Consider the following 18,812-nt stretch of genomic DNA (forward strand, 5'->3'; position numbering starts at 1 on the left):
AGTAATTTGATCTTTCTCATTAAATTTAAGAGTGCCATAAGCGCTCTCCACTGGCTAAAATACAAGAAAATATAAAAGGCTTACTGAGCTCACTTAAAAAATAAGCTCAGTAAGCCTCCCTAATTGCTTAGGGAGGCTTTGTTAGAGTTATTCGACGCGAGTCATGAATTCAGCAACATATAAGTCGCCACTTTCTAAATCACTAACATCGAAAGAGATAGTCATTGTTGCAGGATCATAAGTAGCATCCGCTGACGGTCCTTGCGGGTCACAAATAAATTGCAATGCAGGGTCAAGAACTGTACTTGAGTCAACAACATCACCAGGTGCAGTTTCACTTAAACGACAAGACTTGAACGAAGTGGTTTCCATTGTTTCAACACCACTCTTAATCTCATCACGAATAATGGTATTTTCTGTTTTAGCTAAGCCATTATTCGATGCAATAAGTTTCCAAACTAAACACTCACCAGGTTTAACTCCAGGGCCATTAGATGGGTCTTTCTCAAACATGCCAGTGATTGTGCCATCACAACCAGCGCTCACACCTACATATTTATCAAGAGTAACATCACCATTTACAACTTCAGTTGTATCGATAGCTTCATCTGATGCACCTGCACTAGAACCAGTGGCAGTAATGGTAGTGTTATTTTTGTAGCCTTCAGGAGCTTCTGGTGGAACTTGCACTTGAACGTTGATTGATACTTCTTCACCAGGTTCTAAGTTCAATGTTCCAGCAGGACAAGCAACTTCAATGCTAGCTACAGAACCATCGGCTTGCTCAGCCAATACTTCTGTTTCACCATCAGCACACAACAGTGCAACATTTTTATCTGGAGTTAATGGATCATTATCGTGATCGACCATGATGATTGATGTGAATCCATCGCCACTGCCGCTATCAGATGTACCTAGCGTAACTTCTTCTGTTGTATTACCAGTATTAGTTAAAGTATGAGGATAAACTTCACTACCGCCGTTCTCAGCCTGACCACTTAATGAATCTGGAGAAATATCAACGGAAGAAGTCGATTCAACATCAAATGCCTCTAACTTACGGTCACTAGCACCGGTTACATTTGAAGATACTTTAATTGAAATGATGTAATCTAAGTCAGTATCACCACCCGCAGCGTTACCATTTACCGCGCCAACTTGATCACTATCAGCTAATGCTTTAGCTGCATCTGTAGGTGCTGTAAATACTGCTGTGATATGCATTACAGAACCAGGACCAATATTTGGTGTTGCTGTAATAATTTCACCACTAGCTGCAACATTTACGCTACCGTCGGCATCAGTATCAATACCGTTATGCTTGAAGACTACACTCCAACCATCAGGTACCACATCACCTTCATTTACACCTTCAGCTAATAGCGTGAAGCTATCATTAATACCACCTTCATTTGCGATATAGATACCAACTTCTTTAGATTCACCCAACGCTATATCGAAAGTCGTTGCAACACCACTTGCTGCATCATCAATATTAGTCGCAGGGTCAATTGAAGTTATTGCGGTGTTTGCCACATCAACTGTTGGACCAGTGATACTCTCTAGCTTCTCGATTTTACTAAAAGTAACCGTTGGATCATTAAATGATGTTGCAGTGGTTGTTGCTAGAGACTCTGTCGCTTGCGAACCACCATCTTGAGGAAGAGATGCAACAACTCTGATGAGTTTTTGGTTACAAGTTAACTCTATATTAGTACCAGCAACTGTAATTGTACTTGAGTCGGTTTCCAAACAAGTAACAGAGTCAATTAAACCAGTATCTACAGTGAAGTTACCATTAGTATCGGAAAGGTCTGCTGTACCAGTACCATTTTGATAACTAAAGCTTGTTCCTGCAGGGAAAGGATTAGTAACGTCGTTCTCAGTAACTAAGTCATAACTATCAGCTTTATTACCAAGGTTAGTTACAATGTTATAGAAATAAGCTTCGGCGCCAGCTGGAACTGTTGTAATAGTTTGCGTACCATCAACAGCACCATCATCATCACCACCACCATTTGTATCATCATCTGGGTCATTACCTTTATCACCTGTATCTGTGATTGAACCACCAGAATTGTTTTCAGAAGGTTTGGTTGTTGGGTTCGATGTATCTGGACCAGACGTGGTTGGATCAGGATCATTACACTCACCTTCTCCATCGAAATTACCATCGTTGTTTAAATCAGCACAAGCGTAGGCAATATTTATGAGATCTGTCTCAGCAGGTACTTTAAGTGGATCGTAAGCTACGTGGAAAGTAATACCCACTTTACCTACACTAAGTTCTTTTTTCATTGCATAAACACCAGAAATAGGATCGGTGTCAGTTGCATTACCATTGTTGTTTAGATCAATACCTACATCAGCCTCAGTGCTACCATTTGCTCCATCTTGATTAAGATCGATAGTAGACCCTTCATCAGCCAAATCAGATGCATATGTTGCTACAACATCATTTTGAAGCGCATTTAAATTAAACCCTACAGGACCATAAGTACCCGATGGAAGAACAACGGTATACTCTGGAGCACCATCAAAGATGACAACATCTTTCGCTGGTGTAATACTGTCATTTTGAACAGTTACTTCATATTTAATAATGTTAACTGGCGCATCATCAATGCTACCATCACCGTTAACGTCAAAGTTAATGTCAGCATCGCTTTCTTTGAAGGTGCCCTCAATTGGTGTTGCTGTTTTCTCCAAATCAAGAACAGCGTTGTTAGTTACAGTTAGGACATCACCGTTAGTATCAAAGCCAGCTAAAGGATCTGCCGCATCATTGTTATCACCTTTATCTTCGACTTTACCATCAACACCGGAGCCTGTACCTTCATGGGCTTTTACAATTAATTGAGCACCCATTTTGTCGTCTTTATTAGCATCCACTGGTACTTGGAAGGCTAATACCATACAAGCAGATTCACCCGCATCAAGGGTTACAGTATCTCCAGCGAATGGAAGTTCACCATCATCCGTTTTACCATTACAATTTTCATCAAAGAAGTATGATATATCGGTGTCAATTAAGGATGTTGTTATATCACCTAAACGTGAATCATCACTTGATAAATTAGCAAGTGTCGAAATTGAATAGGTGTCTGGACCATTACCAGTATTAGTTAATTTGTGTGCGAAGTTAACAGTTTTACCTGCTACACCTTTTTCATTTCGATCTTCTTCAATTGTTGCACTGTAAACTTGAGCAACATTAATAATAAGCTCGTTGGATTCAACAGTGTGTTTAATTCCAGATTCATCGGTATATTCAACAAATGCTTTGTTGGATATGGGTGTATTGACAGGGGTCTGTGCAAGGGCCGGATTAATTAATGATGCTGAACCAGCCGTTATGATCCCCGCAATAAACCATCTCGATATTGGTTTAAGTTGCGTTTTCATTTAGTGATTACCTTATAACGTGTAAGTTGTTATATGAGAATTAATTTCACCCTTGCAGATGCATAGTGAAATATTTAAATATCAGGAGTTATTCAACTTCAATACGATATTTAAAGATTTGCTCTTGATTGCCGCTAATCGGCTCTTTTGGAACCCACCGAATATTCGTGTACTTTTCAGGTGGAATTATTATTTCCACTTTCTTACCATCTTTGATAATTTCACGTTTTACCGGCTCAGATTCGTAGTTTTTTCCTCCATCAATACTAACTAAAAATTGTGAATTAACTTTGGTGTTATTTGTATTAGAAACAAAAAATGTATTTGCGGGAACAGGCCCAGTAACAACAAGCCCTTTTAATGGTTCATCCGTATTATTTTTATATGTAAGACGATATTCAATATTGTCTTTTGGATAAACCGTTTCAGCTGGAGTAAACACTTCTTTACCCTCATCATCAACATTCACAACAAATGCTGTCATGTCACTAGATAAAGGCGCTTTTTTATCATCAGCTATCGAATAAAAGGAAGCTGCTATACCGAAAAATAATATAAGCAATAATCTTTTCACGTTACACCTCATAATTTATAACAAGCAATTTAAATTAGCGAAATACATGCCAAAAAAACCATTATTGTAAAAATATTATAATCAGTAACTTACAAGAAATTAAAATAACGAAAAACTAAATCAATAAATATTTTTTATTATGCATAGCATTATAATAAGACATTTCTCAGAACATATTTCATTAAGAATTGAGATTATTAAAAATAAAACAAATTCATTTATTTAATATAAAAACCCAATAAAGACAAAGTGAATTCAAACAATATAGAATGACGATAATTATTTTTAACAACTCTTAGTTTTAATAAACTTTATTTATAATAAGACAATAAAAAAGGGCTCATTTTGAGCCCTGTATATTACTTAATTTTCACTCTATAAGTCACATGTCCTTGATCACCAGGTTTTAATATGCCATCAAGTACCCACTTTAAGCGACCTTCATAACCACTTATAGCGCTGCCATCGTCTGCAAATACTTGGCATGTCACTCCACTAGGTAAAGAACCAATACAGGCATTCATTGTCCCTTCAAGCTCGGTATAAGCTGGGGTAAAGTCAAATATTTCCACAGAACGTATGTCATCACTTCCGTTATTAATAAATTGAATTTCATATTCAAGAATATCATTTGGTTTACCTAGGTTAGATATTCCTTTGATATTATCCCCTGATATGTTGGTGACATATTTTTTAATCGTTAACTGACCAGCACCTTTGAAGCTCACCTTGACTGTATCATTATCTTTAACTGAAAGATCCGGATAACTGCTTCCAGAAAAGCTCATCGTTGCAACCAAATCATAATTAAATATTGAATTGAGTGGCGCATTTTCAGGGATGTATATTCTACTGACTATACAAATGTCATTATCCGATTCAGTAAATGTTGCTAATGAAACAGTAGAATTAATGATGGACTCAGTGGTATCAATCGCCCCATTACAGTTTGCATCTTGATAAAGCGCTACTGTCCATGCATCGTTCGCAGGTGCAACTTCTACGATAGATTCAGTAAAGTTCACGCTACCTAAAGTGTAATATTTAAAGCGATGGGCAAACTCAACAAACTGCCCTGGTTCAAACTCGCCATAATTATCAGTATCTATAATAGGTTGCCTTACTTTACCAAAGTTGAGGTTTTCTATAACACTACCTGCTAATGGTGTTACTTCCATTAAGGTATCAAACTGTGTAGTACCTTCAACTTCGGCTTCTGAAGATACGTCACTTTCACTTATATCTAACCAACGAGCTTGGCTTTCAACAATTAAGTCAACTTGCTCTTCTGCTATTTCAACAGGTAACAACAATTCATAACTACCATTACCACGTGTACGAGTGGTAGCTAAAACATCGTTATTTGAATAGTTAGTTGTCGCTGCACCTCGGTAGATAGCTTTAACAATAAATCCAGACAACCCTTTTTCAGAACCAGATTTAACACCATCATGAGCGGTAACACCACCCAAACCATTGTCTTCAAATACAAAGCCACGTAACAAGATTTGGTTAATTAGAGTAAATTCATAATCTTCAACTTCACCATTCGGAGCAATATCGCCAAGTGATACATCGTCAGGTTCATTACAATCACCACCATCTGTCGTATCACATAAGCGTAAACGCATCGTTGTTTGGCCATTGTGACCATCAGTTAATTTAGCATTTAACGTTATTTGAACGTCATTTTCACCGTTTGTCACAGATTGACTATAAACAAGTTCATTACTTCCTTCGTAACCATCTTTACCATTAAGGTCAACCCAAACATAAAGCATTAGATTTGGACTTGAAATCTCGTCAGTGACCGTCACTTTTAGTGTTGTAAGCGTCTCTACAACAATACTTTCAGGAACAACAACGCCATCTTCATCATCCAATTCAAGTAAATCATCCCCTGTTGCATCAGCACTGAATACTTGGGCAAGCTCAGGATCAATTTCTAAACCTAATCGGAAGTCAGCAATACCATTACTATTACCGTCATAGAAGAAGTGGCCAGCTTTAGCATCTACATAACTACTATCACCGTAATCAGCAGAAACCATGCAGCCTGCAGCATCTAAGCTATTAGGATATTCGTCAACCATTGCAGCTATTGGTTTAGCAACACCCGTCACAGTATTAATTCGATACATAGCTGAGCCGGTATATTCAGCCGTTCCATTACCATCTAGATCATGATTACCACTATTAGCAATGGCATACATGAATAAACCATTATCCATGAATACACCGCCAATACCGCCTCCCGCTTGAGGTGCAGAGTAACCATTCCATTGAATAGCAATAGAAGACCTCTGCATATTAGTAATATCTAACTTATACAGAGTGCTATTTGGTAGATCTGGGTTGTAAAGGAATCCATCACTGGCAAAGGCCATATCACCGCCCATACCATTAACTGCAGTATCAAACTCAACAATTTCAAAAGTTCGATTGATCAGATGGATACGGATCATTTGTTGCCAATTATCATGATGAACATATAAGAACTCACCACTAGGGTCGATATCCCCTCTACTTGGGACTTGGATGTTTAACCCACCAACCATACGCGATAGAAGTTGATTTTTCGTAAAGTTTACGACACCAACAAGTTGATGATCTAACGTTTGTGCTTGTAAAGAAACTATTGTGCCAAGGTCAACAACGTTAGTCATATCTTGATCGGTAACAAGAAGGTGAATTTCTTTATCAGAGGATGAGGTATCCATCACTGTGCCATAAATTAAATGCGATGTTGGATGTTGACCAAGTGCATTCAGACTATTGTACGAAGGCAGTGATGTAATACTTGGTTGGCCCAAAGAAATAGTATCAAACGGTTGTTGCTCTGGTTGTAATTGGTAAAGCTCAAAATTACCACTACTACCATGTGAAATGACTACATTTTCGCAACTCTCTGCAACAATTTCATCAGCCGTTAGCCATATATAATAATCCTCAACTTCACCTGTCTCGGCAATTTTTCCGAGCTCCGAATCATTAAATTTATCGCAATGACTCGCTTCCTTACAGAAGCGGAATCGTAAAGTAGCAGGGCCACTGTAGGTACCCAGTTTGGCACCATCTACAACTAAATCAACGGCATGCGTACCTGCTGCAGGTAAAGCTGTTGCAATCACTTGCTCACTATCGTCAAAGCTTCCACCGTTGCCGTAATCCAACCAAGCATAAAGCTGTCCTGCATTGTTAGATGTGACAGACACCACGTTAGTTCCCGCTAAAAGCGCACCATCAATAATGACACCGTCTTCATCAATTAAACCATTTAGGTTATCCGCCTGAGCAGTTGTTGATGTATGAGCAAAGAACTCACTATCCCATGCATCACCTAATGAATAATCAGTTACACCATTATTGTCGTCATCTGAATAGTAGTGACTCGCATCACCAAAACCACTATCCGCATCGCCAAAATCTCTTGCTAGATTAATACATCCATCTGCATCAGAGTTTGTCGATACAGCGCCATTTATAGGCCCCATTAACAATGCTTTTTGAGACTGAATATTGATTTGATAAATGGCTTTTCCTGTTGTATCTAAAATGCCATTTCCATCACTGTCATATTCTCCATCAACAAGCGCGTACAGTAAGCCATCATCAGAGATAATAAGGCCATACGATTCAACTTTAGGATTAATCGTGCCAAAGTCTAAAGAAACAGCACCAATTGCACCAGTTGATGGATTGATGTTATAGAGCACACCAAACTCCATCTCAGTCGCATAAATAGCCTGAGTTGTAGGATCATAAGCCCAGTCACTATCAAATGGTAATGTATAACCTCCACCAGCAGACATGCCAAGGTCCGGCAGAATGAGGCTAACAGCACTAACTTCTAGCGTATTAACGTTAACAACAAGAATTTGTCCACTTTGTGGGTGACCGAAGTACAATTGCTCTCTTGCGTCATCCATTGCACCCAAGCTTGCAATTAATGAACTAGGAGCCGTAACTGGGTTGCTAGTGGTTACATTGGTAACTGCCCCAGATTGAACATCAACGATCTGGAAATCTTCACTCGCAATTGGCAAACCTAAATCTACAGCATTACCATCTTTATCAAGCATAATGACATGCAGTTGGTCACTACCATCAATCGAGCTTGCGTAGAACATACGACCATTCGTTGTATGTGCAAGAGCATTTAGGTTATCAAAACCACTGATAGCTGAAGCTTGATTTAGAGAACCATATGGTAATGAAGTAATATCAATAAGATCAAGATCATAACTTGTCGTGTTAGCACTGCTGGTTTGATAAATACCATCACAAACAGAACTTGGTATGAGTCCTTCAATAACCTTCGCAAGATGATCCTCTACTTCACCATCAGTAGCGCGTCCCCCCACGGTTCCACAATTTAGTTCTCCGCCAGTACAAACACGAAGACGTAAATACGTATCACCGGCTTGAACTCCTGTTAATCCAGTCCATGATAGGGTTTTATCACCTGTAGTTTCACCAGCACTGATTGTTGCCTGCGCTCGCAAATCATCAGAGAATCCATTTGTTCCATTAAAATCAACCCATGCGAAGATGGTTGCTTCACTTCCAGAATTATTTGTAAAAGGAACAGTAATTTCAGCAGCACCAGCATTTACAAATACACGAACTTGATTGCTAAATGCATCTTCATCATCAGGTGTTGAGCCGATTGAATCATCGTTATCAGCACCAACAGTATTTACTCCATCATCATCATTATCAGGCCTATTATCACCTAACCATACATCGTTGTTCCTTGTAATATGCTCAGGGCCACCATCATCACTCGTAACAATGTAATCTGAACCTGCGTCACCATAATCCAGTGGCAAAGGCGCAAATCTACAGCGGGCACCATCATTTGATGCCATTGTGAATCCTAGAGATGAATTGATTGTTCCCTCGTAGTCTCTCGCAGCACCAGTAATATTTTTAGGCTCATTACCGATAGGAACGGCAACAATCGGTGCTTTAGGATCGTTATTTGTTCCTCCTGGTCTAGTGTAAGCACCATTGTTCACCGCATACATTGTACCACCAAGGTCAAAGTACACAGCACCATAGCCAGAGCCGAAATCAGTACTGTTATAGGATCTTCTTACATCGTTTTCAGTTTCACTATTGGTAATATGAGTAATACGTCCTGAAGTTAACTCTGTATTATTATCAAGATCATAACGTTTAACCGTACCATCTCTTAAAACACCATACATAACATTATTTAGAGGGTTGATTGCCACATCAGCTGCACCGAATTTAGACGCTAAGTTGTAGCTTGCATGTTGATTTAAGTAATTTGGGCTCGCTGGATTCACATCAAATACTTTAAATTGACTGAATGCTCCACCCGTCATATACATCAGACCATCATCAGTTATGTCAACCTGATTAAATGCCACACTGAAATTACTATCCAAAGTAACTTTTAGGTAGTGGACTTGATAATCACCATCAATCAATGCAATAACTGGATTGTTATTAGTAGAAACATCACCAAGAATGTGATCAGTTGAAATTCTATAACCAACTTGAAGATATCCAGAATCAGTTAGATCATCATCTAATACTTCACTACCACCAGTTAGAAGATCCACCGAGTAAAGCGCTGCATTATCTGAAGTATCTTTTAACGTTAAATACCCATCAGCATCACAAGCATTAAATGGTGGCGCATAAAAGTCTGCAAAATTTTGGTCTTGAACAGACGCAACAATCGGATTATTTAAAACAATCTGATTTGCCGAGCTCGATGTGTGATTTTCTGGATCCTGAATGGTTGATGTTGGTAATAGGCCATCCAGTAATTGCTGTTGCGTCGGTATAACTTCAGCTGGAGGGCACACACTAGGACTAGGAACGGATTCACCTGCAGTCTCAAATATTGTATACAAACCACCTTCTAGTGCAGCAAGAGAATAATTACCATCAGCATCGGTTTGAATAGACTGACAACTTTCATTACCTGGAGTACGGTTATAAAGCGTAATAGTCACACCAGGAATTGGTGCTTCACCATTGTCAAAAGTACCGTTGTAAGTTGGATGATTAGCACCATATGAAATGTCATTATTTTCATCAATGAAGACCTTACCACTGATTCTATGGCCGATAACAACCGTGAAATCCTCTACTTCACCATCGCTTGCAAAACCTTGATATCCTTCGGCGTCAAGAGTATCTGTAGTGATACGAATACGAGAGAAGGTGATTTCAGAGGTCGCCGATATGGTAAAGCCATTGAATGACAGAGTGGCAGAGCCGTCAGTACACGCTGCTGTAGCATATTCATTGTTACTGCTATCGAATTGATTATTTGCATCAAAGTCTACCCAAGCATAAACATTGGCACCAAGATCTTGACCATCTTTTGTATCGTTACAGCTCACATCAAACTCATAATCAGTACTATCTAGGAATAATCCAGGAAGGCCTGGTGAGGCATCTTCGTCACTGACATCCGTTGTAATACCTGAGGTGTCGTTATCATCATCATCCATGGCATTAGTTGATACATCAACACCGTTAACGAAACCATCATTATCAGCATCTGGTGGCGTTGTACCAAGGTAGAGATCATAACGATTTGTACCTAAACCATGACGAGCACCGTTATTACTCTCCAGTGTGTGATAACTATCAGGTGCATCACCATAATCAGACTCTTCACTAAAGTTGATTTTATGATCTTCCACCTCACCATTAACAACGGTACCGCCCGATCTTTCATCGCGAATAGTAGGGCCTAAATCTTGTGGTAACTCATTATTAGCAATACGTAATCGAACGTAACTATCACCTTCCTGAACATTCGATATACCAATCCAACTGAGTAAAGCACCACCTGGGCCTGAAAGATCATTATCGACACATGGACGAGAGCTATATTCACTCGCTTCAAAGATATTATTACCATTGAAATCAATCCAACCATGGACTGTACCGTTTAGGTCAACACCTGTGTTGTTATCATTACATTTCACATCGAGAGTAAAATTAGATTTTGAAGAATCAAAAACAGTATTAGGTTGAACAGCATCCTCATCATTACCAGCAGAGGTTCCAGAAGTATCTGTATTATCATCGGCATTTGCATCAGTATTTTGTAACAGCCCGGTATCCATATCAGGTTTTACATCACCTAAATACAGCGTATTTTCCATACCAATTTCATGCACAGGACCGTTACTATCTAGTAGGGTTGCAAAAGTATTCGACGTTCCATCATCTGGGGCATCACCGAGGTCATTAGCAAAGAAAGTTATATCCTGCTCTATAACACAAATTTTCTGTAGATTCTGGAATCCACCGGTTGACGCCGTCATGCCATAATAAATAAGACTTGAGCCACCAAAATAAGTATTAACAAGGTCAATATTTAATGAATCATATAAATTACCATCAAAGTAGTACTCAAAATTCTGACTAACAGGATCCCAATCAAATATAACTTCATAGTATTTGTCATTTTCAATATTCGATAATGCATGGACTGAAGTACCTGGTACTGAACTTAAGTTAGAAGTGCTTGGAATCATAATTGCTGTGTGATCAGATTGGTTACCTAAATCGTTAGATCCTGGTCCATTTTCGAAAGTATCAAACTCCACTCCAAAAGAATTTTGTATGTTTTTAGCGCCTAAACCTGAACCAACAACACCTAATGCTCCAGTACCACTAGGATCATTATGCATAACAAAAACTACACCATCAGCACCGTTACCATCACGATCACCTAAATAGATCCCAAATCTTAGTCTAAATTCTGAGTTCATATCGAATCGATTTTGGGTCCAGAAAGCACCTCTTTGCATACCCGCATTAGGAGTAACAATAACCTCGTTAGTCGTACCTGAAATCGACGAATTAGATGATGGAGGTATTTCGAATTGATCGCCTAGTGCTAAACAAGTAACAGGTCCAACGGTAACTTGGGTGTCCTCAACTTCACCCGTAGCTGCATGACCACTTATCGTGTTACATTCCCCGCTATCTTTACAAAAACGAACTCGGGCCCAATAAGTTCCATTACCAACACTGCCAGGAATGGACATTCGATAGATATTGCTTCCCTTATCTACAGCCCAATCAAGAACTATGTCATCGTCACTTTCAGTAAATTGGCCATCATTTTGCCAATCAACCCAGATTGATACATAACCATCTTCACTGGTTTCTACTGCAATAGAAGAAGAGTTCCATGAAATACTCGTATCACCAACAACACCTTTATAAAGTGCAAATGTTACACCGTCTTCATCGTCCCCATTACCATCATCATCAACAGATAAATCATCGCCATCAGAGACAGACCAACGCCCTTGCTCTTCATCAATAGTACTTCCAAGGTAATAATCACCAGTGGTATGCACTGCTGGTTCTTTATTTAACTCTTCATAAGAGATTGGGCTATCACCATAGTCACCCTGTCTAACGATTTCTACAATATGATCTTCAATCTCGCCACCAATAGCACCGGTAATACTTCTTTCATCCACAGAAGTTAGGACTTCATCAACATTCGTAAATTGATCATCCGGCACAATTCTAAGTCGAATCACTGTATCGCTGATTACTAAATTATTAGGGTCCCAACCCGTCCAATTAAGCGTAACTGTACCATCAGTTACAGGCACCACATCTAAACACGTACCTGTCGCTTGTTCGTTTAAAGAAGACTCAAAAACACCATTGTTGTTTATATCAATCCATCCAAATACTTGAGCATTATTACCATTACACGTAATAGGTAATGAATAACTTGTACTGAAACTTGGAATTATTAATGACGTATTAATTGCATCTTCATCATCAACACCTGAGGATACTTCATTGGTGTCATCTGCATTTGCAAGGCTATTTTGCAAAGTACCATCATCGCCATCAGGCGGAATAGTACCTAAGTAAGCAACAGAGCCAGAGGTAGGGATTTGGTGTTGAGGACCATTAGATACAAGTAATGTATTATAATCCCCAGAATTATTATCAGCGGGATCACCATTATCTGGCGCATCACCATAATCAATATCAACATTAATCGTTATCTGATGATCTTCAACCTCACCATTAACTGCGGAACCATACGCGCGTTCATCTCGTTCATCACCTATCACGCTATCAGTTAAGGTATCATCGGTAATTCTTAATCTCAGATAAGACTCACCAGAAACCAAACTTAATCCAGACCATGAAAGCTCTGCACTTCCTTGTTGTGTAGATGAAGTATCATTACAAACTTGGCTAGCATATTCGCTTTCTTCAAACTCACCGTTACGGTTTGCATCTAACCAACCATGCACGACAGCACCAAGATCTCCGCTACCTGCACTGAAGTCGTTACAGCTTACAGTGATAGAAGGAGATAAAGTTTCTATCACAATAGCCGTCACTACACCGTCTTCATCATCAGGCGCCGACCCTTTTGTGTCATCATCAGACGCATTTAGACCAATATCCGATCCATCATGGAAACCATCAGTATCACCATCAGGTGCTTCACTACCTAAATAAATGACTTCATCAATAATATGTGAAGGACCACCATTAATAGATAATGTCTCGTAATTACCTTGACTCACTCCTGTTACAGCATCAGGCGCATCACCATAATCACAGCCTGACGCATCACTGATAACCATACTCATGCCACCAAAGATATAGCGCTGGGAACTTGGATCGTTATTATGCGAGGTATGAGCTAGCCAAATACCTTGAGACGGATCGAGTGTACGTGCCCCAACAAAAATGGGAGATTGTTCAATAAGAGAACCGTCATCATTCATAGCAGTTAATTGAATGGTTGTAGATAGATCTGCTTGCACATACATACTTATACGGTAACGTTTAAATACGGTTGAACTTAATGACCCAGCAACCGTACCAAACTGATTAACAGTAGAATTAGTGAATCCACTTATTTCACTATTTGTTCCATTCCAGCCTGCATCTTTACCAACCCAAGCAATAAACTGATTAGCAACATCCGCTATTAAAACACCATTCATATTATTGTGATCAGTTAACCAAAATAGGAAATCTCCATCACCAGAGTTTAAATTTTTCAATCTAAATTCTGCTTCAATTCCTACGGGATAAGTAAATTGTTGCCCAGGAGCAAGGATTTCAAGTTCAAATCTTTTCGCTGGATGGCTACCACTTGCAGGTGTTGAGTGAAGCTCATCACCTACAATGCTAACGCCACCAAAAGATGTATAGTTTGCTAGTTCACTGATCTCTGCACCAGTTAGTGCTTGTGAAGAAGAAGCACAAGTTAGAGTATTATTTTGAGTGAAATCAGGAGAAACTTCGATTTGATGATCTTCGACTTCACCGATGCCTGCGAGACCTAAAGAACGAGGATCTTCAGCAGAAGACGATGCAGCACCATCGGCCAATAGCTGATTACTGATACGTAAACGAAGTACAAAGTTTTCACCCGATGTTAAAGACGGTAGTGAAGACCAAACCATATTTACACTGGTTTGGGCATCTGCAACGAGAATAGCATCGCCAGATTCAGTACCACCTTCAATGAACTCATCACGTTCAAATTTCCCGTTTTTATCCCAATCAACCCATGCATAAAGATAAGCATTGCTTGAGGTTGTGTTATGAACAAGCTGAGAAAAACTCAAAGATGCACTTGAGTCATACAACCCTAAGCCAGCAATTGCGTCTTCGTCATTTGAACTTGAAATATCATCTGCTGTGGCAGAAGCGTTTTGAAGAGAACCATCTTCAATATCAGGTGCGGTTTCACCTAAGTAAAGGTTGGTAGAAAGTGTATGGCGAGGACCATTACTGGTAAGAAGTGAACTGTAATCTGCTGTACCTGTATCAGGCGCATCACCGTAATCATAATCAGTTGCACACCCCACGGTAACACCATCTACAAGGTTACCTTCACCATCAGAAACCCATTGTAGTGGGAATAAAGCAACTCGTGTAATGTATTGTCCTGCTGGAACAGTATATGAGCCTGAATAGTAAATATAACCAACATCTGTGCTACTTTTCACATCTGTTAATTGTATTTGTGTAAGGGAGCCCGGCTCACCGATACGTAACTCAGCTTGTTGATTACCACCAGATATTTTTCTGCGAGGGCTCCAATAAAAGCCCCATGTAATTTCCTGTCCAGGTGTAGTAACAATATCTTGATAGTACATTTGTGGAATAAGCGTATTGAGTTCCGCTATATTTCCACCAGCAGGCGTTGAAGCATTTCCCGGTCCATACTTATCTCTTGATTGAACAAGATTACCATTTAAAGACCAGTCATAAGATGTAAAAGATGATGGCGATTCCGGTCCAACAGACCAACCTGGCACATTTTCCTCTTTAAAATATTCGTTCGTTAATCCTTCCGTCGGCGTCCCGGTAGGAATATCAAATCCACCATTAATAATTAGGCCTTGTTCACAAGACCCCAAAGAGAGTGGAGGAGCGGCAATTGAAACTAAATAGTCCTCTACTTCACCATCAGATGCCTCGCCAGTAGGCATAGCAATTTCAGCCGCATCGGTTGCGTAGCGAATACGGGCATAAGTTTCACCATGTACAACACTGCTTGGTAATGAGAACGATAAAGCGTTTGTGCCACTGTTAACAGCACTTGTAGTAATTAGCTCTGATTGTCCATTGACGGTATCTTCCCAATCCCCATCTTGGTTTAAATCAATCCATAAACTTACAAACCCGTTAGCAGATGCAGTAATAACAACTTCATTTGATAATGCAATGTCAGTATCGTTAGCGTAATGGTTAGTAAAAAGAATATTATTACTGCTTGGAGAGATGTCAGCATTATTTGGATTAAATTGGACACCATCATCAAAAGTATCAGACGCAGCGTTGATATCTGAACTGCCATCTACATCAGCAGAAATATGTGTACCACACTCAGAACCCGTTGACGTACCTAAACAAATAACACTATCAATAATATGCTTAGCACCGTCACTTGCATCCAATGTTTGATATTGACTTAAAACGTAACCGTTTTCTAAATCCACACCTTCAGGTGCATCACCGTAATCGGCATCTGGACCTGAATCTTCTTCTATTGAAGGCGTTGGTGCATTTATGATAGTTAAAATATGATCTTCAATTTCACCATCATCAACGACACCCGACGCACGTTCATCCCAAGATGTAGAAAGAATATCCGTAGGAAGCACTTCTGAGGTAATTCTTAAACGAAAGAATTGATTACCATTTTCAACGCCTGATAATCCCGACCAAGTTAATGATGCAGAGCCTGTAGAGTTATCATTTGAATCATTACAAACAGCTTGCGCATATTCTGAAGATTCAAATTGCTGGTTGCTGTTAAAGTCAACCCAACCATAAACAGTTGCACCTAGGTCTTGATTACCATCGTGATCATTACAAGGAATTGAAATAGAGAAATTATCTGAAGGTATCGAATGAGAGGCATTTTGATAAGCGTCTTCATCATCACTGCCTGAACTATTATCACCATCATTATTGTCATCTTGATTAGCATCTAATGATTGATAAGTACCGGTCTCAGTGTCTGGTTTTGCACTACCTAAATAAATGGGGCTTGCCACTTGTGTAACAACATTGCCGTATAAGATTTCTTCAACACTGTTAAGATTTAAAAAACGACCATTAGGCCAAGTGACTCGCCAAGCATCTGTACCTTGTGATACAACAGTATAAAGCGTTTCATCATAGCCTAATACTAACCTGTCGTGTCCTCCTGAACCTGAATAGCTTGCACCTTGTGCTAGTAAATTATTATTAATAACGAGCATATCGTTATTGTTACCACCATTGGCATTACTATTATTAGGCATATTTTGATATGTCCAAGTAGTACCATTAACAGGTGGCGTTAAATCACTGTTTACAACAACATCTGTCGTAGTTCCACCAGGAATATATTTATGACGCGCTCCGTTACTCATTAACAAAGTAGATGGAGTATCACTTGTGCCATCATCGAAAAGGTCACCAAAGTCATAATCAGCTTCAAGTAGAGAATCGGTTAAACATACAGCCACACCTGACTCTAGATGATCACCTGTACCCGAATTATCGGTATCTGCTGGAGTTGTATACCCATCACTACCCGTCACTTTACCATCAGTATCATAGCCGGTTCCGTCTACTTCCCCATCGCCATTTTCGTCTGTAAAACCAGCTTCGACAGCATCATTACAACTATCACCATCGCTATCTGTATCTAAATGATCAGGAGTACCATCACTGTCTGTATCTTGCCCTGTACAGGTAGAAGACGAGCTCCCGCCTGAGATAGAAATACCATCAATTGAAAGAGCTGTATTCACCGTATTTGCATTTTTAAATACAATTAAATAACTCCCAGTTACAGTCGGTGTGAAAGTGAAAGATTGTTGCTGCCAATTGGTACCTAAGGTCATTACATCACTCAGGGCTAATTGCGTCATGGGATCACTACCCACTTTATAGAGAACTTGTATAGAACCGCTTCCGAGATAACCAGGGCCTTTATCGACACCATAATTAGCCTGTTCAAAACTAATCGTATAGGATTCATTCGCTTCTAGATCAACAGCTTGATATATCATCTCACTGTAACCTGAATCATTGGAAGCAATACTGACCCATGTTCCACCATCATTTGAAATTGAAGGATTCGCTCCACAACTAGAAAAACCGCCATTACACCCAGTACCGTTATCAATATCTGGTGAATTAGTTTTACTCCAAGGGCTTGGAGAACTATCTCGAGCTACAGTCCCTGTTAAAGATCCATTGGTAAATAAATTAGTGTCAGCGGAATTTACAGAGCAACCTTCATCAATATCTAAAATACCGTCGTTATCGCTATCTAAATCTAAAACATCTGAGTATTGAAGGTATTCAGGAAAAGGAGTAAATGATGTATTGCTGTCGCCAAATAATAGTTCTAAATCCCAATCACCACCTTTCAAGGGTGAACCTGTTTTATCATTTGATGCTAATACTGTTACATTTGCTAATTTAGAAAATTGCTCTAATAGGTTAATACCTTCTTCATTATTACCAGAATCACAAGCGAGTAAGTTTATTACACCATCAGAACCCAGTTTGTTACCTATGCGCTGAATTTTATTTTTATACTTATTGATATTATTGAGAGTAATAATGTCTTTACCAAACTTTATTTCACCAGCTTTACCATGAGAAAAGATATCAACAACGTTGATATCACTTTTAAGCAGATCAATAACATCATCAATACTATCAATCTTTTCGTGTTTTAAACCTAGTTTCTCAAAATTAGGACTAATTGATATTTTATTATCAACTAGCACGACTCTTTCTAAATAAACTTTGTTAGATTCGGAATAACCGTCTACGGGTAGAGAAAAAACACTTTTTGAAAAAAGGCTAAAAGCAAAAATCATTAAAACAGTTAAAGTCAATTTAATAAAATCACTCAAAATACTGTAAACGTGACAATGCCCACCCTGATTAGGGCGAGCTAAGTTGGACTTGAGTCTATCGTTTCTTATTCCAATGATGTGCATAATAAACAATAAATAACTTCCCATTAATTTAGAAAAATTACTTGATAATATTTCACAGTTTTTTGAGAAAAGAGAACTCAACATAATGAGGTTCCTTAATAAAAACATCAGCACATTAAAAACACATGATAAATATTTAGGTAAAAATAAGATGAGACTCTCAATTTCTAGTCAATGAGAATGAATACCAATATTTTCAACCTAAATAAAAACCAGTCCATAAATTAACCACCAGCAGTTTTAATGCCACAAACAATAACAGTAGAAATTTATGAAGCAGGTAACATGCCAATAATATTTAATTGGAATAA

3 protein-coding genes are annotated in these 18,812 nt (G+C 39.0%); all 3 read right to left on the reverse strand.

What is annotated here, in order from left to right; translation table 11 throughout:
* Window positions 1–147: 147 nt before the first annotated feature.
* Entirely contained in the window at window positions 148–3,405 is a 3,258-nt protein-coding gene (locus tag SKA34_RS06880; protein WP_006644771.1) for a hypothetical protein, read from the reverse strand.
* 88 nt (window positions 3,406–3,493) lie between these two features.
* Entirely contained in the window at window positions 3,494–3,979 is a 486-nt protein-coding gene (locus tag SKA34_RS06885; RefSeq protein WP_006644772.1) for a DUF11 domain-containing protein, read from the reverse strand.
* 359 nt (window positions 3,980–4,338) lie between these two features.
* A complete protein-coding gene (locus SKA34_RS06890; RefSeq protein WP_232284238.1) occupies window positions 4,339–18,585 on the reverse strand; it encodes a GEVED domain-containing protein in 14,247 nt (4,748 codons plus the stop codon).
* Between the last annotated feature and the right edge of the window lie 227 nt (window positions 18,586–18,812).

It is taken from the genome of Photobacterium sp. SKA34 (assembly GCF_000153325.1).
Classification (GTDB): Bacteria; Pseudomonadota; Gammaproteobacteria; order Enterobacterales; family Vibrionaceae; genus Photobacterium.